This window comes from Micromonospora sp. NPDC005171 (genome assembly GCF_040608575.1).
GTDB lineage: Bacteria > Actinomycetota > Actinomycetes > Mycobacteriales > Micromonosporaceae > Micromonospora.
On the sequence record NZ_JBEXIM010000050.1, the window covers coordinates 17,308 to 39,509 of the forward strand.

General features: G+C 72.4%; 19 protein-coding genes. 15 read left to right on the top strand and 4 right to left on the bottom strand.

Features of this window, described 5'->3' with window-relative positions; genetic code table 11:
- Window positions 1-91 precede the first annotated feature (91 nt).
- Window positions 92-2,569 carry an ABC transporter permease gene (locus ABZU74_RS31140; RefSeq protein ID WP_355431416.1) on the top strand — a complete coding sequence of 826 codons (2,478 nt, stop codon included), beginning with the start codon at window positions 92-94 and terminating at the stop codon, window positions 2,567-2,569.
- A 108-nt stretch (window positions 2,570-2,677) separates the two neighbouring features.
- On the opposite strand, the gene ABZU74_RS31145 is transcribed toward ABZU74_RS31140, so the two are convergent.
- On the bottom strand, window positions 2,678-3,940 hold the full coding sequence (locus ABZU74_RS31145; protein WP_355431420.1) for a nucleotide sugar dehydrogenase: 1,263 nt from the start codon (window positions 3,938-3,940) through the stop codon (window positions 2,678-2,680).
- 124 nt (window positions 3,941-4,064) lie between these two features.
- A complete protein-coding gene (locus tag ABZU74_RS31150) occupies window positions 4,065-5,438 on the bottom strand; it encodes a protein kinase (RefSeq protein WP_355431423.1) in 1,374 nt (457 codons plus the stop codon).
- A gap of 531 nt (window positions 5,439-5,969) precedes the next feature.
- Between ABZU74_RS31150 and ABZU74_RS31155 the strand changes: the two genes are divergently transcribed.
- From ABZU74_RS31155 to ABZU74_RS31200, 10 genes are all read left to right on the top strand, one after another.
- The gene (locus ABZU74_RS31155) at window positions 5,970-6,602 is read left to right on the top strand and encodes an RNA polymerase sigma factor (RefSeq protein WP_355431461.1); all 633 of its coding nucleotides are present in this window, start codon (window positions 5,970-5,972) and stop codon (window positions 6,600-6,602) included.
- A 16-nt stretch (window positions 6,603-6,618) separates the two neighbouring features.
- Window positions 6,619-7,434 carry a hypothetical protein gene (locus ABZU74_RS31160; protein ID WP_355431426.1) on the top strand — a complete coding sequence of 272 codons (816 nt, stop codon included), beginning with the start codon at window positions 6,619-6,621 and terminating at the stop codon, window positions 7,432-7,434.
- Between the two features lie 155 nt (window positions 7,435-7,589).
- Window positions 7,590-8,825 (top strand): ergothioneine biosynthesis glutamate--cysteine ligase EgtA, encoded by a 1,236-nt coding sequence (egtA, locus tag ABZU74_RS31165; protein ID WP_355431429.1) that lies wholly within the window; start codon window positions 7,590-7,592, stop codon window positions 8,823-8,825.
- Window positions 8,826-8,905: 80 nt separating this feature from the next.
- Window positions 8,906-10,243, top strand: a complete 1,338-nt coding sequence (gene egtB / locus ABZU74_RS31170) for an ergothioneine biosynthesis protein EgtB (RefSeq protein WP_355431464.1) — start codon at window positions 8,906-8,908, stop codon at window positions 10,241-10,243.
- A gap of 43 nt (window positions 10,244-10,286) precedes the next feature.
- A complete protein-coding gene (gene egtC / locus ABZU74_RS31175; RefSeq protein WP_355431431.1) occupies window positions 10,287-11,063 on the top strand; it encodes an ergothioneine biosynthesis protein EgtC in 777 nt (258 codons plus the stop codon).
- A gap of 20 nt (window positions 11,064-11,083) precedes the next feature.
- Window positions 11,084-12,049, top strand: a complete 966-nt coding sequence (gene egtD / locus ABZU74_RS31180) for an L-histidine N(alpha)-methyltransferase (RefSeq protein ID WP_355431434.1) — start codon at window positions 11,084-11,086, stop codon at window positions 12,047-12,049.
- Between the two features lie 216 nt (window positions 12,050-12,265).
- Window positions 12,266-12,853, top strand: coding sequence for a TMEM165/GDT1 family protein (locus ABZU74_RS31185; protein WP_355431467.1), 588 nt, complete (start codon window positions 12,266-12,268; stop codon window positions 12,851-12,853).
- 39 nt (window positions 12,854-12,892) lie between these two features.
- Entirely contained in the window at window positions 12,893-13,255 is a 363-nt protein-coding gene (locus tag ABZU74_RS31190; RefSeq protein WP_355431437.1) for a DUF1622 domain-containing protein, read from the top strand.
- Window positions 13,255-13,575 (top strand): hypothetical protein, encoded by a 321-nt coding sequence (locus ABZU74_RS31195; protein ID WP_355431440.1) that lies wholly within the window; start codon window positions 13,255-13,257, stop codon window positions 13,573-13,575. Before ABZU74_RS31190 ends, ABZU74_RS31195 begins: the two co-directional genes overlap by 1 nt.
- A 4-nt stretch (window positions 13,576-13,579) precedes the next feature.
- Window positions 13,580-13,777: a hypothetical protein gene (locus ABZU74_RS31200; protein WP_355431443.1), complete on the top strand. Its 198-nt coding sequence runs from the start codon at window positions 13,580-13,582 to the stop codon at window positions 13,775-13,777.
- Between the two features lie 111 nt (window positions 13,778-13,888).
- On the opposite strand, the gene nhaA is transcribed toward ABZU74_RS31200, so the two are convergent.
- The gene (gene nhaA / locus ABZU74_RS31205; protein WP_355431446.1) at window positions 13,889-15,262 is read right to left on the bottom strand and encodes a Na+/H+ antiporter NhaA; all 1,374 of its coding nucleotides are present in this window, start codon (window positions 15,260-15,262) and stop codon (window positions 13,889-13,891) included.
- Window positions 15,263-15,598: 336 nt separating this feature from the next.
- Between nhaA and ABZU74_RS31210 the strand changes: the two genes are divergently transcribed.
- Window positions 15,599-17,062 carry a polysaccharide biosynthesis tyrosine autokinase gene (locus ABZU74_RS31210; protein WP_355431448.1) on the top strand — a complete coding sequence of 488 codons (1,464 nt, stop codon included), beginning with the start codon at window positions 15,599-15,601 and terminating at the stop codon, window positions 17,060-17,062.
- Here ABZU74_RS31210 and ABZU74_RS31215 read toward each other — a convergent pair.
- Window positions 17,043-17,597 carry a low molecular weight phosphatase family protein gene (locus tag ABZU74_RS31215; protein WP_355431450.1) on the bottom strand — a complete coding sequence of 185 codons (555 nt, stop codon included), beginning with the start codon at window positions 17,595-17,597 and terminating at the stop codon, window positions 17,043-17,045. The two genes, ABZU74_RS31210 and ABZU74_RS31215, sit on opposite strands and share 20 nt — an antisense overlap.
- 168 nt (window positions 17,598-17,765) lie before the next feature.
- Here ABZU74_RS31215 and ABZU74_RS31220 point away from each other — a divergent pair, with 168 nt between their 5' ends.
- From ABZU74_RS31220 to ABZU74_RS31230, 3 genes are all read left to right on the top strand, one after another.
- Window positions 17,766-19,013 carry a glycosyltransferase family 4 protein gene (locus ABZU74_RS31220; RefSeq protein WP_355431453.1) on the top strand — a complete coding sequence of 416 codons (1,248 nt, stop codon included), beginning with the start codon at window positions 17,766-17,768 and terminating at the stop codon, window positions 19,011-19,013.
- Window positions 19,014-19,117: 104 nt separating this feature from the next.
- Window positions 19,118-20,896 (top strand): DUF4012 domain-containing protein, encoded by a 1,779-nt coding sequence (locus ABZU74_RS31225; protein ID WP_355431456.1) that lies wholly within the window; start codon window positions 19,118-19,120, stop codon window positions 20,894-20,896.
- Between the two features lie 13 nt (window positions 20,897-20,909).
- A complete protein-coding gene (locus tag ABZU74_RS31230; RefSeq protein WP_355431458.1) occupies window positions 20,910-21,545 on the top strand; it encodes a hypothetical protein in 636 nt (211 codons plus the stop codon).
- Window positions 21,546-22,202: the final 657 nt, after the last annotated feature.

A 22,202-nucleotide genomic window follows, 5' to 3' on the forward strand; every position in this document is an offset into this window, starting at 1 on the left:
TGCAGGTCGAGCGCGCAGGTGGAGATCGACAGACCGGTCCCGGCCATAGCGTCGGTGGGGTCCGATCCGCCACCTGCACCGGGAGCCCCGCATGATCCGCCTGACCCTGCGCTCGTTGCGTGCCGAGGCGCTGCGCATGCTGCTCTCGGCGCTCGCCGTCGTGCTCGGCGTCGCGTTCGTCGCCGGCACGATGATCTTCGTCGACGGGATGCGGGCCGGGGCGTACCAGCGGGCCGGCACCTTCGACCGCCACACCGACCTGGGGGTCTACTCGGCCAGCCGCGAGGTGCTGCCCCCGTCCCTGGTCGAGCGGGTGCGGACGGTCGACGGGGTGGCCGCCGCCGCCGGTGAGCTGACCAACACCGCCGGGATCGTCGGTGCCGACGGTCGGCCGGTGCTCGGCTTCACCATGCTCGTCGCCATCCCCACCGAGGACGCGCTGCGCTCGTACGACGTGGTGGCCGGCCGGTTGCCCGACCGGGCCGGGGAGGTGGTGCTCGACGCGCCGACGGCGGCCGAGCAGGGCTTCGGGCTCGGCGCGGCGGTCCGGATCGGCGCCACCGGCGGGGCGGCCCGCCCGTTCACACTGGTCGGTACCGTCGACGTGGCCGGCACCGCCCGCGACGTCGGCGGTCCGTTCGTCGGCCTGGTCGGGCCGGACGCGTTGGCCCTCAGCGGCGAGCGGGGCTACGGCCGGATCATGGTGGCGGCCCGACCGGGCGCCGACGTCGCGGCGCTGACCGAGCGGGTCCGCGCCGTGGCCGGCGCCGACGCCACAGTGAAGAGTCGGCAGCAGATCCTCGACGAGGCAGTGGAGGATGCGGTCCGCAACGTGGACCAGTTCCGCATGCTGCTGTTGATCTTCGTGGGGGTCGCGATCGTGGTGGCCGGCTTCGTGATCGCCAACACCTTCGCGATCGTGCTGGCCCAGCGCACCCGACGGACCGCGCTGCTGCGCCTGATCGGCGCCACCCGGGGACAGGTCTTCCGGTCCGCACTGCTGGAGTCGGCCGTGTTGGGGCTGGTCGCGTCCGCGCTCGGGGTGCTGCTCGGGGTGACCCTTGCCGGCGGGATGCGGCTGCTGCTGTCCCGACTGGACGTGCCGGTCACCGGTGACCTCACAGTGACGAGTTCGACGGTGCTGACCGGCCTGCTACTGGGCACCGGGCTCACCGTGTGCGCCGCCCTGCTGCCGGCCTGGAGGGGGACGCGGGTCGCCCCGGTGGCCGCGCTCACCGACGCCGCGGTGCAGCCCAGCCTGGGTGCGGGTCGGGTGCGGCTGAGCATCGGCGCTGTGGTGCTCGCCGTGGGTGTCGCCGCGCTGGGCGGCGCCGCCAGCGCCGGCCAGCTGCTGCTGGTGGCGGTCGGTGGGGTATTCACCTTCTTCGGGATCGTGCTGTTCGGGCCGGTGCTCGTCCCGGCGCTGGCCCGGCTGTTCGGCTGGCCGGTACGACGCCTGCTCGGCGCCACCGGTGAGCTGGCGGTCGCCAACACGGTGCGCAACCCTCGGCGGGTCGCCGCGACGGCCACCGCACTGGTGATCGGGATCGGACTGGTCTCGGCGTTCATGGTAGGAGCGCGCAGCACCAAGGACGGCATCGAACGCAGCGTGGACGCCCAGATCGGGACCGACTTCGTGGTCAGCGGAATCGGTCAGGACCTGCCGGCCGCGCTCGTCGGTGAACTCGCCTCCCGCCCCGAGTTGGGCGTGGTGCACGAGCAGCGCAGCACTGTCGTCGACGGCGTCGAGATCCGCGCGGCCCACCCGGCGCTCGTCGGCCGGACGCTGAGCGGGGTGCTGGCCGGCGACGCCGAGCGGGTCGGGCCCGGGCAGGTGCTGGTGCACCGTGAGCTGGCCCGTGCGCGCGGCTGGCAGGTCGGCTCGCCGGTGACCGTCCGGGGGAAGCCGTTCCGGGTGGCCGCCGTGGTCACCGACGACACCTCCGGCCGCGGGGCGCCCACAGGTCACGTCATCGACCTGTCCGACCAGGACTTCGCCACGCTCTTCCCCGCCCAGCGGGGCTACCTCGCCGAGATCGACCCCGCCGTCGGGGTGAACCCCGAGCGGGCCCGCGACGCGATCGTCACGGTCCTCGGCCGCTACCCGACGGTGAACCTGATGGACCAGGGCGCGTACAAGAAGATGCTCACCGGCACCGTGGACATGCTGCTCGCGTTCGTCACCGCGCTGCTCGGCCTGGCCGTGGTGATCGCCCTGGTCGGCGTGGCGAACACCCTGAGCCTGTCGGTGGTCGAACGGACCAGGGAGAACGCCGTGCTGCGGGCGGTCGGGCTCACCCGAGGGCGGATGCGGGCGGTGCTCGCCGTCGAGGCGGTGCTGATGGCGCTGGTCGGTGCGGTGCTCGGGATCGGGCTCGGCACCGGAGTCAGCGCGTCCACGATGGCCCTGCTGGACCGCCTCCTCGGCGGCGACTTCCACGTGGTGCTGCCGCTGGGCCAGCTCGGGTTGATCCTCGGCGTCGCGGTGCTGGCCGCCCTGCTCGCCTCGGTGCTGCCGGCCCGCCGGGCGCTGTCCCGCCCGGTCGTCGAGGCGCTCGCCGACCAGTGAGCCGGTCGCGCTCTGGACCGGCCGGGTCTCGCCCCGGCCACCGGACGGACATCCGCCGGCCGGCCCCGCCATCTTCCCCGGCGGCGGGACCGGCCAGCGGTGCCGGGTCTACAGGCGCTCGACCATCGGGCCGACGCACCGGTTACGGGTGTCGAAGACGTACCGGGCGTGCTTGACCACGAGGTCGTAGTCGAAGGTGTCATGGTCGGTGACCACCACCACCGCGTCGGCCGCGCGCACCTCCCGCTCGGTGAGCCCCACCACGGTGATGCCGGCGGGGATCTGGTGCGCCTCGGCGTACGGCTCGACGGCGTGCACCTCGGCGCCGAGGGCCTGCAACCGGCGCGCCACGTCGACAGCGGGGGAGTCGCGCATGTCGCCGGTGTTCTTCTTGTACGCCAGACCGAGCAGCAGGAGTCGGGCGCCGCTGACGGCCCGACTGTCCCGGTTCAGCCCCGCCATGATCCGCTGCGCGACGTGTTCGGGCATCTCGTGGTTGACGTCGTTGGCCAGCTCGATGAACCGGAACTGCCGTCCGAGGCGGCGTTTGACCTGCCACGACAGATAGCACGGGTCGATCGGCAGGCAGTGACCGCCGACGCCGGGGCCGGGCCGGAACGGCAGGAAGCCGAACGGTTTGGTCGAGGCGGCGTCGATCGCCTGCCAGACGTCGATGTCGAGGTGGTGCGAGAGCATGGTCAGCTCGTTGATCAGCGCGATGTTGACCTGGCGGAAGGTGTTCTCGATCAGCTTGGTCAACTCGGCGACGCGGGTGGATTCCACAGGTACGGTGCGTTCCACGAGGCGCTGGTAGAACTCGTCCACCCGGGCCAGCGACGCCGGGTCCACGCCGGAGACCACCTTCGGGGTGTTCTCCAGCCGCCAGGTCGGGTTGCCCGGGTCGATCCGCTCCGGGCTGTAACCGAGGTGGAAGTCGCCGGGGCTGGTCAGCCCGCTGGCCGACTCCAACAGCGGGCGCAGCAACTCCTCGGTGGTGCCCGGGTAGGTGGTCGATTCCAGGATCACCGTGCAGCCCGGGCGGACGTACGGGCCGATACCGATGCCGGCCTGCTCGACGAAGCTCAGGTCCGGGGTGCCGTCGCGCAGCGGGGTCGGCACCGTGATGACGCAGATGTCGAACCCGTCGGCGTCGGTGTACTCGGTGCTGGGGTGGTAGCGGCCGGTGCCCAACGCCCGGCCCAGCCGATCGACCGGGATGTCCTCGACGAACGACTCGCCGGAGGCGAGACGCTTCACCCGGTCGGCGTCGACGTCGAGACCGACCACGTCGAGCCCCGCCTCGACGGCCCGCATCGCCAGTGGCAGCCCGACATACCCCTGACCGATGACGACCAGCTTTTCAGCGCTCACCCAGGCTCCCGCAGCAGATGGTGTAAATGGCCTGCTGAGAGCCTAGAGGCGTCTTCGGCGACGTAAGTCCGTTTTGGGGATATCGGTGCTGGTGGGACGGCCGGGGTCGGCCACAGCGGGCGGCTCAGCCGCCCACCGGCACCTCCGGATCGACAGGCGCACTGGACGTGGGGGCTGGATCGGACGGCGGCGCGCCGGTCGTCGGCGGCGCACCCGTCGTGGGTGCCGCGCTGGTCGGCGGGGCCGTGGTGACGCCCGCTGTCGGCGTCGGCGGGCCGACCGTCTGGCTGGGTTGCAGGCTCGGCGTGGCGGAGACCGAGGCCGACGGAGCGTTGCCGGGGACGTGCGTCCGGTCTGGCCGGCCCGGGCCGACGCTTGTGATCTGCTCGTTCGCCGCAGGCAGGTCGACGGGGCCGCTCGGCGCCACCGTCGGCGAGGTGGTCGGCAGGTGGACCGCCGGGTCCTCGCCGGCGTTGCGCGCCGCGGCCAGTGCCGCGCCGAGCCCGACCAGCGCGACAAGCACTGCCGCAGCCGCGCCGACCAGCGGACCCCGACGTCGTTGGGCCCGCGACCCGCTCGCCACCGCCGCGCCCGCCGGCACGTCCGTGCGGGTGCCCGGACCACCGTCGCGCAGCGCGACCGGCGTGGCCATCGCCGTCGGCGGCTCGCCGCCGGTGACCGCCGTCCGGGCGGCCTCGGCCATCGCCGCTCCGCTGGTGAACCGCTCCAGCGGATCCTTGGCCAGGGCCCGCGACACCAGGGCGCGGACCGCCTCCGGAATGTCGTGCGGCAGCTCCGGCGGCTCGTCGTCCAGGTGCCGCACGGCGACCTGGAGGGGGTTGTCTCCGGTGAACGGCGGACTGCCGGTGAGGCAGCAGTAGGTGACCGCGCCCAGGGCGTAGATGTCGGTGGCGCCGCTGACCGGCCGGCCGGCGGCCTGCTCGGGAGCCATGTAGAGGGCGGTGCCCGGCACCGCGTTGGTGCTGGTGATGCTGGTGATGTCGGTCGATCGGGCCACGCCGAAGTCCACCAGGACGACAGTGCCGTCCTCCTGCACCAGCAGGTTGCTGGGCTTGACGTCGCGGTGCACGATGCCGCCGCGGTGCGCCGCGTTGAGCGCTGCGGCCGCCTGCGCCACGATCGACATCGTCTCGGCCACGTCGAGTCGCCCGGCCGCCTCGATCCGCTTGGACAGCGGCTCACCGGCGACGAACTCCATGACGAGGTAGTCCGCCCGGCCGCCGTCGGGGAGGTCGTCCTCGCCGCAGTCGAAGACCTGCACGATGCCGGGGTGCCGCAACGCCGCCATGATCCGGGCCTCAGCGCGGAACCGGGCGATGAAGTCGGGATCGGAGACCAACGCCGGCAGCAGAACCTTGACCGCGACCTGCCGGCCGAGGATCAGGTCGGAGGCGCGCCAAACGTCGCCCATGCCGCCCGTGGCGACACGTTCGTCCAAGCGGTAGCGACCGCTGAGCACGACCTCCGATGACAACACGGCATTACCGTACCCAGAGTGGCGCGGGCCGGCGCGCCGCGGCAGGGCCGCCGGGCGGCCGGTTCAGCGGGGCTGATCCGGCCTGACCTGTGTGGAGGCTCGGTTCCGGTGACGCTGCGGATGTGTGGTGTCACGAAAAGCGATAATTTTCGTCGTCGGGGTCCTCGGTGAAGGCAAGTACCCGCGTCCAGGCGCGATTGGCGTCTCCTGCTCACGTGCCGTTACGGCAACGCGCCGTGCCACAGGGTTGATAATTGTCACCCTTCCGTGACGCGACGCCGGGTTGTCGCGTCGTGAGCCCCCTTCTAGCCTTGGCCCGGCTCGGGCCCGGCCGGCCACCTCGGCGGCACCGCCCCGATCGACCACCCTGGTGTTGGCCCCGTAGACGCCGCCGTGACAATCATGGTCGCGGGCACAATCAGAGCGGCGGAGGGCGGTGCGGGTGCTGATCGGACGGACGGCTCGTACCGCGTGGCGGGCCCCAGCGCGGCGGGTCGGGCCGGCATGCCCCGGGCGATGCGTGGGCCGCGAATGACCGCCGACCTGTCGGAGGTGGTGAGCGCCGCGCAGGCGGGAGACGAGGAGGCGTTCCGCTTCCTCTACCGCAGCCTCCAGCCCGGGCTGATGCGGTATCTGACCGCGCTCGTCGGGGCCGACGCCGAGGACGTCGCCTCCGAGACCTGGCTCCAGATCTCCCGCGATCTGCCCGGCTTCACCGGGGGCGAGTTCCGGGCCTGGGCGGTCACCATCGCCCGTAACCGTGCGATGGACCACCTGCGCCGGATGCGCCGCCGCCCCTCGCTCCCGGTTCCGGTGCAGGCGCTCGTCGATCTGGCCAGCGACGCGGACACCGCCGAGCGAGCCAGCGAGACGATCGGCACCGAGACCGCCCTCGCGCTGATCGCAACCCTGCCGCCCCGGGAGGCCGAGGCGGTCCTGCTGCGGGCCGTGATCGGGATGGACGCGGGATCCGCCGGCCGAGTGCTGGGTCGCCGGGCCGGCGCCGTCCGGACCGCCGCACACCGAGGCCTACGCCGGCTCGCGGTCCTGCTGGAGCGGCAGAGCCCGGCCGGGCCGCCGGTCGGGGTCGAGGGGGTGCCGCCGCCGCGCACCGGGAGCGGCCCGGCCCTGCGAGCCCCGCACGCCGAACCGGCGGACGGCTGACGTGAAGGGACTCCCGATGAACCCGTTCCGGCGGGCTGACCACGCCGAGACCGAGCGGCTGCTCGACTCGGCCCACGCCCGGGTGGACACCACTGTCGATCAGGACCGCTCCGCCACGCCCACGGAAGCGGATGCGACATCACCTGAGGTGCACCTGAACGCCTCGAACGTGCCGTCGGCCGAACCGTTGGCCGCGTTGCTCGCCGCGGCGGCCGGCCCCGTCCGCCCAGGCGAGTTGGCCGGCGAGGAGGCCGCGCTGGCCGCGTTCCGGGCCGCCCGGGCCGACCCGGCGCCGGCCGTGCCGCAGCGGCCACGCCGTCGCCGGGTGACCACCGGCGCGGTGGCTTGGGTCGGCGCGGTGGCAGCCACCGCCACCGCCGGGGCCGCCTTCGCCGCGGTCACCCGGGACCGAGCGCCGGACCCGGTCGTCCCGGCGCCGTCGCGCCCGTCACCCTCGCCGCACCAGGGCGAATCCCACTCGGCCGAGCCCGGTCGGTCGGTGGCCCCCGGCACCCCGTCGCCGGCCGCGCCGTCGTCGGTCACCGCCACACCATCGGCCCCTGCCGGCCAGTTGCGCGGACTGTGCCGCGCGTGGCAGGCGAAGAAGCCCGACCAGCGGGAGAGGGCGCTGGGCGCAACGACCTTCAAGCGGCTGGTGGCCGCCGCCGGCGGCCCCGCCGAGGTCGAGGCGTACTGCCAGCGGCTGGTGCCCGAGACGAACCCGACCGGATCGGTGAAGGTCACGCCCTCCGAGTCGGCGAAGGTCAAGCCGTCCCCGTCGGCGAAGGGGCCGCCGTCACCGCCGCGACAGGGCCACCCCGCCGACGGCTGAGGGGCGCGCCGGGCGCAGCGGATTGTTCCGCCGTGCACCGGAAATTCGTCTGTTAGACAGGGTTGGTGGCGCCGCGCTCGCCCCGACGGTGTCGGTGGGTGGGTTTACGGTGGCACAGTGTGCCGGACCCGGCGCACGGAGAGGGGGCTTGACCCTTGGTGACGTCACCCGACCTGGACCGCAGCGCCATCCTGCGCGAGTCCGCAGCCGCAGTCCGACACCTCGCCCGGATCTGCTTCAAGACCGGCCCACCCACCCACACCGGCGTCGAACTGGAATGGACCGTGCACGACGCCGCCGATCCCGCCCGCCCCGTCGACGCGACGCGGCTGCGGGCGGCGCTGGGGCGGCACAGCCCCGCCACGCTGGATGCCGCCAGCCCGGCCGAGCCGCTGCGACACGGCGGCATGGTCACCCTGGAGCCGGGTGGCCAGTTGGAGATCTCCACCCCGCCCCGCCCCTCGGTCGCCGCGTTGATCCGCGCCACCGAGGCCGACATCGCCCAGGTCACCGGCCTGCTGGCCGCCGCCGGGCTGACCGTCGGCCGCAGCGGCATCGACCCCCACCGAAGGCCCCGCCCGGTGGTGGAAACCCCCCGCTACCGTGCGATGCGCGGGGCCTTCGACCGCCGTGGCCCAGCCGGCCGCACGATGATGTACAGCACCGCCGGCCTGCAGATCTGCCTCGACGCCGGTGAGCCGGACCAGGTCGCCGACCGCTGGGCCGCGGCGCACGCGGTCGGGCCGGCGTTGCTCGCGGCTTTCGCCTCCGCCACTCGACACGCCGGACGGCCCACCGGTTGGGCTTCCGCCCGGATGGCCGCCTGGCTGGCCATCGACCCGTCCCGGACCCGCCCGGTCTGGTCGCCCGCCCGCGCCGCTGACGATCCGACCGACGCCTGGATCAGCTACGTGCTCGCCGCGCCGCTGCTCTGTCTGCGCCGGCACAACGCCGACTGGACCGCGCCACCCGGCGTGACCTTCGCCGACTGGCTCGACGGCGCGCTGCCACAACCGCCCACCACCGATGACCTCGACTACCACGTCAGCACGCTCTTTCCGCCGGTGCGCCCGCGCGGCTACCTGGAGCTGCGCTACCTGGACGCCCAACCCGACCGGGACTGGCGGCTGCCGTTGGCGGTGCTGACCGCCCTGTTCAGTGACCCGGGCACCGTGCGCGAGGCGTACACGATCGCCACGCCCGTGGCGGACCGCTGGTCGACCGCGGCCCGGCACGGCCTGGCCGACCCGGCGCTGGCCGCCGCCGCGGCGGCCCTGCTCGACCTGGCCCTGACCGCCCTACCCCGACTGGAGCTGCCGGCCGGCACCCACGACGAGATCCAACGAGGTGTACGCCGGCGGCTGGCCGCCGCAGAGAGGAGAGACCAGTGAGCGCGAGGAGTGAGCCGGGGTTGCGAGCCTCGCAGTCGCGAACGGAAGGCAGCTCAGTGAGCGCGAGGAGTGAGCCGGGGTTGCGAGCCCAGCAGTCGGGTCGGGTCGATGGGGAGCGGTTGCGCGACCGGATCGCGGTGGAGTTGGCGCGGGCCCGCGCTCGCACCACGTTGTTGACCGAGGTGGTCGACGACGCCGACCTGACGCGCCAGCACTCGCCGCTGATGTCGCCGCTGGTCTGGGATCTTGCCCACGTCGGTAATCAGGAGGAGCTCTGGTTGGTCCGGGACGTCGGGGGCCGGGAGCCGGTCCGGCATGACATCGACGACCTGTACGACGCGTTCAAGCAGCCGCGGCGGGACCGCCCGGCGTTGCCCCTGTTGCCGCCCGCGGAGGCGCGCGCCTACCTGGCGACTGTTCGGGACAAGGTGCACGACCTGCTCGACGCGGTGGCCTTCACCGAGCGCCCGTTGGTCGCCGACGGTTTCGCCTTCGGCATGATCGTGCAGCACGAGCAGCAGCACGACGAGACCATGCTCGCCACCCACCAGCTGCGCTCGGGGCCGGCGGTGCTGCACGCCCCGGCGCCGCCCGAGCCGTCGGCCCGGGTCGGCGCGGAAGTGCTGGTGCCGGCCGGTGAGTTCATCATGGGCACCGACACCGATCCGTGGGCGTTGGACAACGAACGTCCGGCGCACCGGGTCGACCTTCCGGCGTACGTCATCGACGCCGCCCCGGTGACGAACGGCCAGTACGCGGCCTTCATCGCCGACGGCGGCTACACCGAGCAGCGCTGGTGGAGCCCGGCCGGCTGGGAGCACCGGGTTCGGGAGCAGCTCAGCGCGCCGATGCACTGGCGTCGGGACGGCGACGACTGGTCGTGTCGGCGCTTCGGCCAGTGGGCGCTGGTCCGGGCCGACGAGCCGGTGGTGCATGTGTGCTGGTACGAGGCGCAGGCGTACGCGGCGTGGGCCGGCAAGCGGCTGCCGACCGAGGCGGAGTGGGAGAAGGCGGCCCGGTGGGATCCGGCGACCGGTCGGTCGCGCCGCTACCCCTGGGGGGACGACGATCCGACCGAGGAGCACGCCAACCTCGATCAGCGTCATCTGCGGCCGGCGCCGGTGGGCGCGTACCCGGCCGGCGCCTCGCCGTTGGGTGTGCACCAGCTCATCGGCGACGTCTGGGAGTGGACCTCGACGGCGTTCGACGGGCATCCGGGGTTCGCCGCGTTCCCCTACCGCGAATACTCGGAGGTGTTCTTCGGCGGCGACTACCGGGTGCTGCGCGGTGGTTCGTTCGGCACCGACCGTTCTGCCTGTCGGGGGACCTTCCGTAACTGGGACTATCCGATTCGCCGGCAGATCTTCAGCGGTTTCCGCTGCGCCCGGGACGCGCGACCGGACGAGTCGTACCGGTGAGTCGCCGCACGACCGGCGGCCCGGCGGCGGGCCGGGGGCGCTGATGTGTCGTCACCTGGCCTACCTGGGGCCGCCGGTCACCCTCGCCGAGCTGTTGTTCGACCCTCCGCACTCGTTGGTGCGGCAGTCCTGGGCGCCTCGTGACATGCGGGGCGGCGGCACGATCAACGCGGACGGGTTCGGCGTCGGCTGGTACCCGGGCGAGGGCGAGCCGGTGCGGTACCGGCGGGCGCAGCCGATCTGGAGCGACCCGACCATCGCCCAGCTGGCGGCGGTGACCCGCAGCGCGGCGGTGGTGGCGGCGGTGCGCTCGGCCACGGTCGGGATGGCGGTGCTCGACGGTGCGGCGGCGCCCTTCGCCGAGGGGCGGTGGCTGTTCAGCCACAACGGTGTGGTCCGCGGCTGGCCGGACGCCGTGGTGCCGCTCGCCGCCGGTCTGCCGGTGCGTGACCTGCTCACCCTGGACGCCGCCACCGACTCGGCGCTGCTCTGGGCGCTGGTGCGGCACCGGTTGCGGGCGGGTGTCGACGCGGCCGAGGCGGTCGGGCGGACGGTGACCGAGGTCGCCGCCGCCGCACCCGGGTCGCGGCTCAACCTGCTGCTCACCGACGGGCATCGGGTGGTGGCCAGCGTGGCGGGGCACGCGTTGTCGGTCCGCGAGGGGCGGGGTTCGGTGCTTCTCGCCTCCGAGCCGCACGACGACGATCCCGGGTGGCGGTCGGTGCCGGAGGGGCACCTCGTGGTCGCCACCGCGGGCGAGGTTCGGGTACGTCCACTGCCGACCCCGGTGCGCCACGCCGGGCAGGCAGGCAACGGTTGATCGAGCAGAGGAGCGAACCGATGACCGCGGAACCCCTGGAGATCTACCTCGAAGAGGGTGACCTGGAGCGTGGCCTACGCGACGACGTCCGGGCCGGGTTGAGCGCCGGGCAGAAGTGGCTGCCGCCGAAGTGGTTCTACGACGCCCGGGGCAGCGAACTCTTCGAGGAGATCACCCGGTTGCCCGAGTATTACCCGACCCGGGCCGAGCGGGCCGTGCTGGCCCGGCACGCTCCTGACATCGCGGCGTTGACCGGGGCCAAGACGCTCATCGAGTTGGGCTCCGGCTCGTCGGAGAAGACCCGGTTGTTGTTGGACGCCTTCACCCGCCGGGGTGGGCTGGGCACGTTCGTCCCTCTCGACGTGTCGGTCAGTGCGTTGCGCGGGTCCACCGCCCAGATCGCCGCCGACTATCCCCGCCTGCGGGTGCGGGGGATCGTGGGTGACTTCACCCGGCAACTGGACCGGCTGCCCACCGGCGGCCGACGGTTGGTGGTGTTCCTCGGTGGCACGATCGGCAACCTGTTGCCCGCCGAGCGGGCCGAGTTCCTGGCGGCGATGCGCGCCGCGCTGGAGGTCGGCGACTGGCTGTTGCTCGGCACGGACCTGGTGAAGGATCCGTCGGTGATCGTGCCCGCGTACGACGACGCCGCCGGGGTCACTGCCGAGTTCAACCGCAACGTGCTGCACGTGATCAACCGGGAGTTGGGTGCCGACTTCGATCCGGCCGCCTTCGAGCACGTCGCCGTCTGGGATCCGGACCACGAGTGGATCGAGATGCGGTTGCGGGCGACCCGGCCGATGAGGGTGCGGGTGCTGGGGCTGACCGTCGATTTCGCGGCGGGGGAGGAGCTGCGTACCGAGGTTTCGGCGAAGTTCCACCGGGAGGGGGTCGCTGCGGAGTTGGCCTCGGCCGGCTTCGCCGCGGCGGAGTTCTGGACCGATCCGGACGGGCTCTTCGGGGTGACGCTTGCGCGGGCGCGGTGAACCTGTTCACCCGGCGCGGCCGGGCCAGGTGGTGATCCGATAGGCTGATCACGCGAAGGGGAGTAGCCCCCAATGTCGTGGTCGACATACTGGTGCGTTCCGCATCCGGCCACGCGGCCCCGGTTTCTCGGGGCGGGCGAGACCTTCGACTCAGGCTGTTGCAGCCGGGTCGAGGGCGCCCCCGTACCTCCTCCCGGCGTGAACGGGAAGGACGTCATGGAGGGATTTTTCGCCGCGCTGGTCGTCAGCTTCGGCGTCATCTTCGTCGCCGAGCTGGGAGACAAGTCCCAGCTGATGGCGCTGACCTTCGCCACGCGGTTCAAACCGATCCCGGTGCTGATCGGCATCACTGTCGCCACCGCGGTGGTGCACCTGGCGTCGGTCGCCATCGGCGCGGGTCTCGGGGCGGTGCTGCCGACCGAGTGGATCTCCCTGGTCGCCGGTTTGGCGTTCCTCGGGTTCGGTGCGTGGACGCTGCGCGGGGACAAGCTCACCGAGGAGGAGAAGCGCAAGGCGGAGAAGACCAGCAAGACCGCGATCGTGGCGGTGTCGGTGGCGTTCTTCCTCGCCGAGTTGGGCGACAAGACGATGCTCGCCACGATCACGCTCGCCACCAAGTACGGCTGGTTCGGCACCTGGCTCGGCTCCACCATCGGCATGGTGGCCGCGGACGCGCTGGCCATCCTGGTCGGTCGGATGCTCGGTCGGCGGCTGCCGGAGAAGACCATCAAGTACGGTGCCGCGATCCTCTTCGCCATCTCTGGTCTCTGGCTGATCCTGGAGGCGGTGAACGAGCTGACCTGAGCGCCGACTAGCCGTCCCGTGGGCGGGTAACGGCCCGGGGTGGAGCCGGCCGAGTTGTTGCGCCAGGGCGACCAGGTGCTGGTTGCCGTGGTGGAGGTGGCCGGCGCGCTGGTGATCTTCGTCGGCGCGGTGTGGGCGGCGGTGCGGTTCGTGGTCGAGGGGCTGCGACACCGCACCGCCGCCCGTTTCACGCCGATCCGGCTCTCGCTGGGACGCTTCCTGACCCTCGGCCTGGAGTTTCAACTGGCGGCCGACGTGCTGCGCACAGCGGTCTCCCCGTCGTTCACGCAGATCGGCCAACTGGCCGCCATCGCGACGATCCGAACGGCGTTGAACTATTTCCTGGGCCGTGAGATCCGTCAGGAGCAGCGCCAGGTGGCCGAGGGGGAGCGTCGAGCGTGATGGAAAGCGTGGTCACGGCGGTCACCGCCCTGGCCCTGGTCGCCGGGGTGCTCACCACGCTCAGCACCGGGGCGCTGCGCAGCGGCGTCCGGGTACTCCTTGACCTGCTCACCGCGGCCGGCCTGCTCCGGCTCGCCGGCGAGCCGGGTTGGAACGGCCTGGCCGGCGCGGTGGCGATCATCGCCCTGCGTCAGCTGCTCGGGGCGGCGCTCAGCAGGCCGCCACCGTGGTCCGGCCGACAATCCCCGGCGCGCTGCGCCGAGGACGATCACCACCTACCGTTGGCCTCGACAGGTGAAACGGGAAAAGCGGGAGGATGACCACATGGCCCGGCACGACGAACCGAACGAGTACGGCTACTCCGGTGGTGCCACCGCCCCGGAGCCGCCGCCCGGCGGGAAGCCCGACGAGCAGGATCGCGTCGAGGCGGTGGCGGTGCCGGGCGACGACCTCACCGGGCCGACGGCCGAGGCGCTGGTCGAGGAGACCGAAGACCTGCCGCCCGCCGAACGTCACGACTGAGCCGAGGGCCGCGCGGTTGGCGCGGCGGCGCGGCACGACGGCGAGCCGGCGTTCGCCGGGCCGCGCCGCCGCCTCGGCGTCCGGCGTTTGCCGAGCCCGCCACCGGGCCGTTCAGCGGGCGTCGGGGTGCTGGTAGACGTCGGGTATGCCGTCCCCGTCGGCGTCCAGCCGCTCCCGCTCCGCCACCCTCCGGTACGCCGCGTTGCGGCGGGTGAGCACCGCGGCGGCCAGCCCGGCGGAGATCACCGAGCCGAGTAGGACGGCCGCCTTGACCCGGTCGTCGGCCGTGCTGTCCGCCCCGAACGCCAGGTCGCCGATGAGGAGCGAGACGGTGAACCCGACGCCGGCCAGCAGGGCGATCCCGAGCAGGTCGGCCCAGGTGATGTCCTCGTCCAGTTCGGCTCGGGTGAACCGGGCCAGCAGGTACGTCGAGCCGAAGATGCCGATGCTCTTGCCGAACACCAGCCCGGCGATGATGGCGATCACCATCGGGTCGCTCAGCAGGGCGCCCAGGTCGGTGCCGCGCAGTGTGACCCCGGCGGCGAACAGGGCGAAGATCGGCACCGCGATGCCGGCCGACACCGGCCGCCAGCGATGCTCCAGGTGGGCGGCGAGCCCACCTTCGCCCGCCTCCCCGGCGCCCGCCTGCGCGTCGGCGGTGGCCGGCTGGTCGCCGCCCACCGGTCGGCGGACGAGCACCGGGACCGTGAAGCCGAGCAGGACACCGGCCACCGTGGCGTGCACGCCCGAGGCGTGCATCAGTGTCCAGGCGGCGATCGCGAGGGGGATCAGCGCCCACCACCAGGTACGCCCGCGCTGCACCAGCACCGCGAAGAGCCCGATCGGCGCCAGCGCGGCGAGCAGCGGAAGGGGCTGGAAGTCGGCGGTGTAGAAGATCGCGATGATGGTGATGGCGAACAGGTCGTCAACCACCGCGAGGGTGAGCAGGAATGCGCGTAGGCCCTGGGGCAGATGTGAGCTGACCACCGCGAGCACGGCGAGCGCGAAAGCGATGTCGGTGGCGGTCGGAATGGCCCATCCGCGCAGGCCGTCCCCGCCCGCGCTGAACACCACCGCCACGTAGATCAGCGCTGGCAGCAGCATCCCGCCGAGCGCGGCCGCCACCGGTAGCGCGGCCCGGCGCGGGTCCCGGAGGTCACCGGCGACGAACTCGCGTTTGAGCTCCAGGCCCACCACGAAGAAGAAGATGGCCAGCAGGCCGTCCGCCGCCCAGGTGGCCAGGTCCAGGTCGAGATGCCAGGGCGCGTCGGGCCAGGGCACCACGTCGCCCAGCCGGGTGTACGAGTCGGACCACGGCGAGTTGGCCCAGATCAGCGCGATCACGGCGCCTGACAGCAGCAGCGCGCCGCCGACGGTTTCGGTACGCAGCACGTCGGCCAGGTGCCGGGCCTGCGGCCAGGACGATCGGGAGAAGAGCCGCATCTTCGGCGGACGCGAGCCCGATGGTGGGGTGCGGGAGGTCATCTGGGGCTCACCTACGGGAGTCGGGGCAGCAGGAATCCACTCGCCGACCAGACTTCCCGGCACACCGCTGTCGACCCTATCCGGCGGCGTGGTCGCCGGCGACCACTAGGCCGATCGGACGGGATCCGATCGGCCTCCGACTTTTTCCCCTTGTCACCGCAGCCGAATGGGTCTTTGTCGGGTTGGTCATGCGGGCGCACATCTCGCCGCCGGAAAATGCATAACTCCGGACATAGGCCGTATAAGCCGCTTTAATGGTTTCACGAGTTTAGAGACGACCTTGGGGGTTTTCGTGAAGTTCTTTGCCGTAACCGGACCGGCACGGGGGCGCTCCTGATGGACCTGCTCCGCCAATTGCGCCACGTGCGTCGGCACTGGTGGGTCACGCTGGTCACGGTCATGGTGGCTCTCGGCGTCTCAGCGTTCCTGACCGTACGGGCCCAACCCCGCTACGTCGCCTCGGTGACCTTCTTCGTCACCACCCCCAACACCGGCGTCAGCGACGCCTACCAGGGCGGGCTCTTCCTCCAGCAGCGCGTCAAGTCGTACGCCGACCTGCTCAGCAGCGACCGGCTGGCGCAGAGCGTGGTGGCCGAGACTCCGGTTGGCCTCACCGCGGACGAGGTGCAGCGCCGGGTGAGCACCTCGACCGAGGCCGGCACCGTTCTGCTGCGGGCGTCGGTAACCGACACCGACCAGACCCGCGCGTTGCGCGTGACGGAGAGCCTTGCCAACAAGTTCGTCGAGCTCGTCCAGAAGGTCGAGACGACCCCGGAGGGCAAGGCGCCCATCAAGATCGAAGTGGTGAGCGGCCCGCGGGTCAGCGCCGAACCCGTCTCGCCGAAGCCGGCCCGCAACCTGGCCCTTGGTGGCCTGGTCGGTCTGATCCTCGGCATCGGTCTGGCGATCCTGCGGGGCGTCGCCGATGTCCGACTGCGCGACGCCGCCAGCCTGCAACGCGCCACCGGCAGCCCGCTGCTCGGTGAGATTCCGTTCGAGGCCAACGCCCGCAGCGCCCCTCTCATCGTGGGCGACGCCGCGACCTCGGCGCGCGCCGAGGCGGTCCGCAAGCTGCGGACCAACCTGCGCTTCGTGGACGTCCACGAGCCGGCCCGGGTCATCGCGGTGACCAGCGCCCTGCAGGGTGAGGGCAAGACCACGCTCTCCTGCAACCTGGCCATCGCACTGGCCGAGGCGGGCTGGCGGGTGCTGCTTGTCGACGCGGATCTGCGCCGCCCGAAGGTCGACGACTACCTGGGTCTGGACGCCGGCGTCGGTCTCACCGACGTACTTGTCGGCGACGTGAAGGTGGGCGACGTCGTGCAGCGCTGGGGCGACAAGTCGCTGCTGGTGCTGCCCAGCGGGTCGGCCCCGCCGAACCCGAGCGAGCTGCTCGGCTCCAAGGCCATGTCGGACCTGCTGCTGGCGCTGCGCGAGTCGGCGGACATCGTGATCATCGACACCGCGCCGCTGCTCGCGGTGACCGACGGCGTGGTGGTGGCCGTGCAGGCCGACGGCGCGCTGCTGGTGACCCAGCAGGGCCGTACCTCGCGGACCCAGGTCGCCGCGGCGGCCCGGTCACTGCACTCGGTCTCGGTCCGGTTGCTCGGCTGTGTGCTGAACATGGCCAAGGTGGCCAAGGCCGAGGCGTACCAGTACGAGGCCTACCGGGTGGTCGCCTCGACGGCCGAGACGTCGGCGCCGGCCAACCGGTCCTCGTCCGGCCGGCACAGCGCGACCGCCGACGGGGTCAACGGCGTCCTCGACCACACCCAGGAACTCACCCGGCTGTCCCGATGAGCGCGGCGAGGGGTCGCAACGACCGTTCGATCTCCTCGGCGCAACGTCGGAAGTCGACCGGAGTGCCGCCGATCGGGTCCCGAAGGTCGTCCTCGTCCGGGGCGGCGGGTTGCAGCCGTCCCCGGGCCTGGGCGGCGGCGGCGACCGCCGCCCGCAACGGGTCGTCGGCCGAGCCGACCGGCGGTTCGGCCGCCGCGGCGAGCCGGCCGAACTGGCGCAGCGTGAACGTCCGGTGCAGCGCCCCCGGCGCCAACGCCGTGCAGACCGAGCGTTGGCGTCGGGTCGCGGTCAGCACGAGCGTCGCGTTGACCAGGTACTCGGGCCGCAAACCCCGGGTCCGGAACGCGGCCGGATCCCCGCCGCTCTCGGTCGCGACCTCCATGGCGTACGGGTGCATGGCCAGCCCGTCGATCGCATCGGTGCCGGCACTGGCCACCTCGACGGGTCGGTCGGTCAGCAGCCGACGGGCCAGGTACTCGGCCATCGGCGACCGGCACAGGTTGGCGTGGCAGACGAACAACACGCGATCAGCCATCAGTGCCCCTCTCATCGGTACGGACACCGGCGCTCGCACCGCGAGGGCGGTGCGTCGACGCCGGTGGCCGTGCGGGGAGGGGTTGTCGGCATCGTACGCGGGCCGCACGGGCACCGGTCGTGGTGCCGCGCCGGCCGCCGGCGATCTCTGTGGGACGGGGGCCCACCTGTGAAGATCGGCATCCTGTCGTACCACTTTCCGCCCGAGCCGGCCTTCATCCCGGGGAGCCTCGCCGAGGAGCTGGCCGCGCGTGGGCACGAGGTACGGGTCCTCACCGGCTTCCCGGACTACCCCGGTGGGCACGTCTATCCCGGCTGGCGACAGCGGTGGCACCACGAGACGCACAGCCAACGGCTGAGCGTCCGACGGGTGCCCCGGTACCCCGGGGGTGCCGCGTCGGTCGGCGGCCGGATGGCCAGCTATCTCTCCTTCGCCGGCAGCGCGGGGCTGGTCGCACGCCGGTTCCTCGGCGACGTGGACGCGCTCTACGTCTTTCAGCTACCGGCGACGACGTTCGCCGCCGCCGGGGTGCTCCGGTTGCTCGGGCGGGTGCCGGCGGTGCTGCACGTGCAGGACGTCTGGGCCCTCGACGGAGCGGACGAGGGGAACGAGGGACGCTGGGCGGCGCGGATGGGCGCCACGATGACCCGGATCTACCGGACGGCGGCGCGAATCGCTGTCGCCGCGCCGTCGATGCGGGACATGGTGGTCGCCGCCGGCGCCGATCCGGCGCGGGTCCGGTTGGTGCTGAACTGGACCGACGAGCGGATCTTCCACCCGGCGACACCCAGCGCGGCGGCCCGCCAGCTGGTCCGTCGAGACGGTCGGTGCGTGGTGATGCACGCCGGGACCATCGGGGCGCGGCAGGGGCTGGAGACCGCGGTCCGGGCGGCCGCGGCGCTGGACCGGACGATGGATCTGGTCCTGGTCGGTTCGGGCGCGGCGGAGCGGCGGGTGCGGGGGCTCGCCGCCGAGCTGGGCGCTGAGAACGTCCGCTTCCTGGAGCGGCGGTCGCCGGTCGACATGCCTGAGCTGTACGCCGCCGCCGACTACCAGCTGGTCATGTTGCGCGACCGTCCGGAGCTGCGCGGCACGGTGCCCGGCAAGCTCCAGGCCGCGCTCTCGTCTGCCGCACCGGTGATCGCGTCGGCCGGCGGGGACACAGCCGAGCTGGTCGAACGGGCGCGGGCTGGGTTGTCCTGCCCACCGGAGGACTGGGCGGCGCTGGCCGACCGGTTCTGGTTGGCCGCCACCATTTCGCCGCCGGCCCGCACCGAGATGGGTCGCCGGGGGCGGGCCGCGTACCTGCGGGAGATGTCGCTGCCGGCCGGCGTGGATCAGATCGAACGGCTGTTGCACGAGGCGGCCGGGCACGTCGCGCCCAATCTGCACGAAACGACGAAGAAGACTCATTAAAGGGCGACAACCGCAATAACGGTACGAAATTCCCTAGGGCGTGCTAAGAACGTCAGGGAATCGACCTTCTGTCCGGTTCCGTGGAATGGGAGTGTGGTGTGACGGTGAGCGAGCGACCGATCCGACGGCGGAGCCGGTCCCGGCGTCGTCGGCGGGCCCAACTGCGACGGGCCCTCCTCGGCGCCCTGGTAGTCGGCTCGCTGCTGCTGGCGACCGGCGGATGGATCGGCTTCCGCGGTTGGCAGGCGCGCGCTCACCTGCTCAACGCCGCTGGGCTGGCGCGGGAGCTGAGCGCCCAGGTGGTCGGTGGGGACAATGCCCGGGCGCTGCGGACCCTCGCCGCCCTCCAGGAGCAGGCTGGCGCGGCCCGAGCCGCGACGACCGACCCGAGCTGGCAACTCGGCCGGCGTACGCCGATCGCCGGCGACGACCTCGACGCCGTCGCGCAGATCGCCATCGCCATCGACGACCTGGCCCGGCAGGCGTTCCCGACCCTGCTTCGCGCGGACCTGACCAGCCTGGTGCCGGCCGGCGGCCGGCTGGACCTGGCCCAACTCACCGCCGTCTCCGCCGAGCTGACCCAGGCCGACGAGTCGGTGCAGCGCACGCGCCGGGGCCTGGCCGCGGTGCCCGCCGACCGGCTGGTCAGCCAGATTCGGCAGGCGCTGACCGACCTGCGTGCCGAGATCGACCGGCTGGCCAGCCTCACCACGGCCGCCGACCAGGGAGCCCGTCTGCTGCCGCCGCTGCTCGGCGCGAACGGCCCACGCCGCTACCTGCTCGTCTCGCAGAACCTCGCCGAACTGCGCGCGACCGGCGGCATGTTGGGCGCGTACGCGATGATCGAGGCCGACAACGGCAAGGTGAAGATGGGCAAGCAGGGCAGCAGTGCCTCGCTCGGTCAGTTCACCCCGGCGCTGAAGGTGCCCGCCGAGACTCGTGCCCTCTGGACCGACCTGCCCGGCATCTACCCCGCCGACGTCAACCTGTCTCCGCACTTCCCGACCGCCGCCACGCTGTACCGCGAGATGTTCCGGCGCAAGACCGGCACCACGGTCGACGGCGTGCTCGCCGTCGACCCGGTGGTGCTGTCCTATCTGCTCAAGGCGACCGGCCCGGTGCTCGTGCCCGGTGGTGTGCCGCTCGCCAGCGAGAAGGTCGTGCAGACGCTGCTCAACGACAGCTATCAGCGGCTGGACATCAAACAGCAGGACGAGTTCTTCGCGGCGGCGGCCGCAGCGGTGTTCGACGCCTTTTTTAAGAAGAATGTCAACCCGAAGGTGTTGTTGTCCGCATTTGACCGCGCTATCACTGAACGCCGGATATTGTTCTGGAGTGCCCGACCTGAGGAGCAGCGGACATTCGGCGACAGCCGGATGGCCGGGACGCTTCCGGAGCAGGACACCGTGCCGACCGTCGGCGTGTTCCTCAACGACGGCAGCGGCGCGAAGCTCGGCTACTACCTGCGGCCGACGGCGAACCTGACGGTCGGCGAATGCCAGCCTGACGGCCGCCGCGAGCTCCGGCTGCGGGTGACCCTCCGCTCGACGGCACCGAAGTCCGGACTCAGCGAGTCGGTCCTCGGGCTCGGCCTGGCTGGTGATCCGTACACCGCACGCACGTTGGTGTCGATCTTCAGCCCGGCCGGTGGAGCGGTGCTCGAGGCCCGGCTCGACGGGGTCGAGACGGCACTTGGCAGCGGCACCGAACGCCGCCGTCAGGTGGCGACGGCCAGCGTGGATGTCGGCCCCGGTGCCGAGAAGGCGCTGGAGGTCACAGTGCTGACGGCCAAGACCGGCGTCGGGCAGGCCGAGCTGTGGCTGACCCCCACCGCCAGCCCCTGGACCACCCAAGTTCATTCCGCACCAAGCTGTGACCAGTAGGAGGGAACCAATCATGCGGCTATCCCGCATCATCATGGCGCTCACGGTCGGCCTGGCCGTGGTCGCCGTGCCGACGGCAGCGGGGGCGGCACCGGCCCAGCCGTCGCCCAGCACGAGCGCGACCACCGACCCGCCGCAACCGCCGCCGTATCCGCCGACCGTCGCGTCGCTGACGGTCAACCGTCCGACGATCTACCTCGGCGAGACGGTCGTGCTGACGGGTAGGAACTTCGGCCCGAACGAGACCGTCGACATCGTCGTGACGGTCACTCCGTTTGCCGCCCCGGCCGGCGGTCAGGCTCCGGCTCGCCGGAGCGACGGCAGCACCGTGGCCATGGCCCCGGTGGCCTACCAGGCGAGCGCGCCCCTGAGCTTCACGGCGTACACCGACGCCCAGGGTCGCTTCACCAAGAGCTACAAGCCGTCGGTGACGGGTCTGTTGACCTTCACCGCCACCGGTCGGGAGTCCGGCCGGACCGCCTCTACGCAGCTGCGGGTGCTGCACAAGAAGCAGCCGCTGCCCGTCACGGGTGACAGCCTCGGCACGCCCATGAAGCTCGGCGGCGGCCTCGTCGGCGCCGGAGCGGTCATGCTGCTGCTGACCCTTGCCTGGCGTCGTCGCCAGCGCTTCGGTGGTGCGGCGCACTAATCCACACACCGGGCCGTGCCCGGATCGCACCGAAGCTGGCGCCCGTCGGAACATTCCGACGGGCGCCAGCCTGTTCACCCCGCGCCTCCGGGTCCTCGGCCTGCAACACCGGCAGACTGCGCTGCACCCACGCGAGACGGGTCGGCCAGTGCCGTCCCCTCGGTTCATGCCTGATTGATACGAACGCCGACATACCGCCGGTGTGGCCTGTGCGTCCGCCAGGTTCGGCCTCGTCGTGCTGCCGGAGGGCGCCCTGCCCGCCGTAGAAGCCCGGCTCCGCGGGCATTGCGTGGTCGCGCTCGACTCAATGGGTCGTTGTGTCCTTCTTGCGGGTCTTCGCGTGCTGGCTCCCTCCGTGATCCACTCGGGTTTCATGAAATCGGGGTGTCCGGAAGTCCGGGACACCCCGATTTCCGTAAACCCGAGTGGATCACGGGGGTGAGGGCGGATTCGACGCCGTGGTGTGCGGCGTTTGTGTGGGTGGTTCGTCGGGTGGTGGGGGTTTGTGGGTGGTGACGGGGTGCACCCGTGGGCTGGAATCGTGGCCGGGTCGGGGTCGTTGCATACTCTGACGATCGCAGCACCACCGCCCGCCGCCCGGCCCGCACCGGGCCTGGGATGCGGGTCGCGCAGGTTGGAATGCCAGCCTCCGCCCGG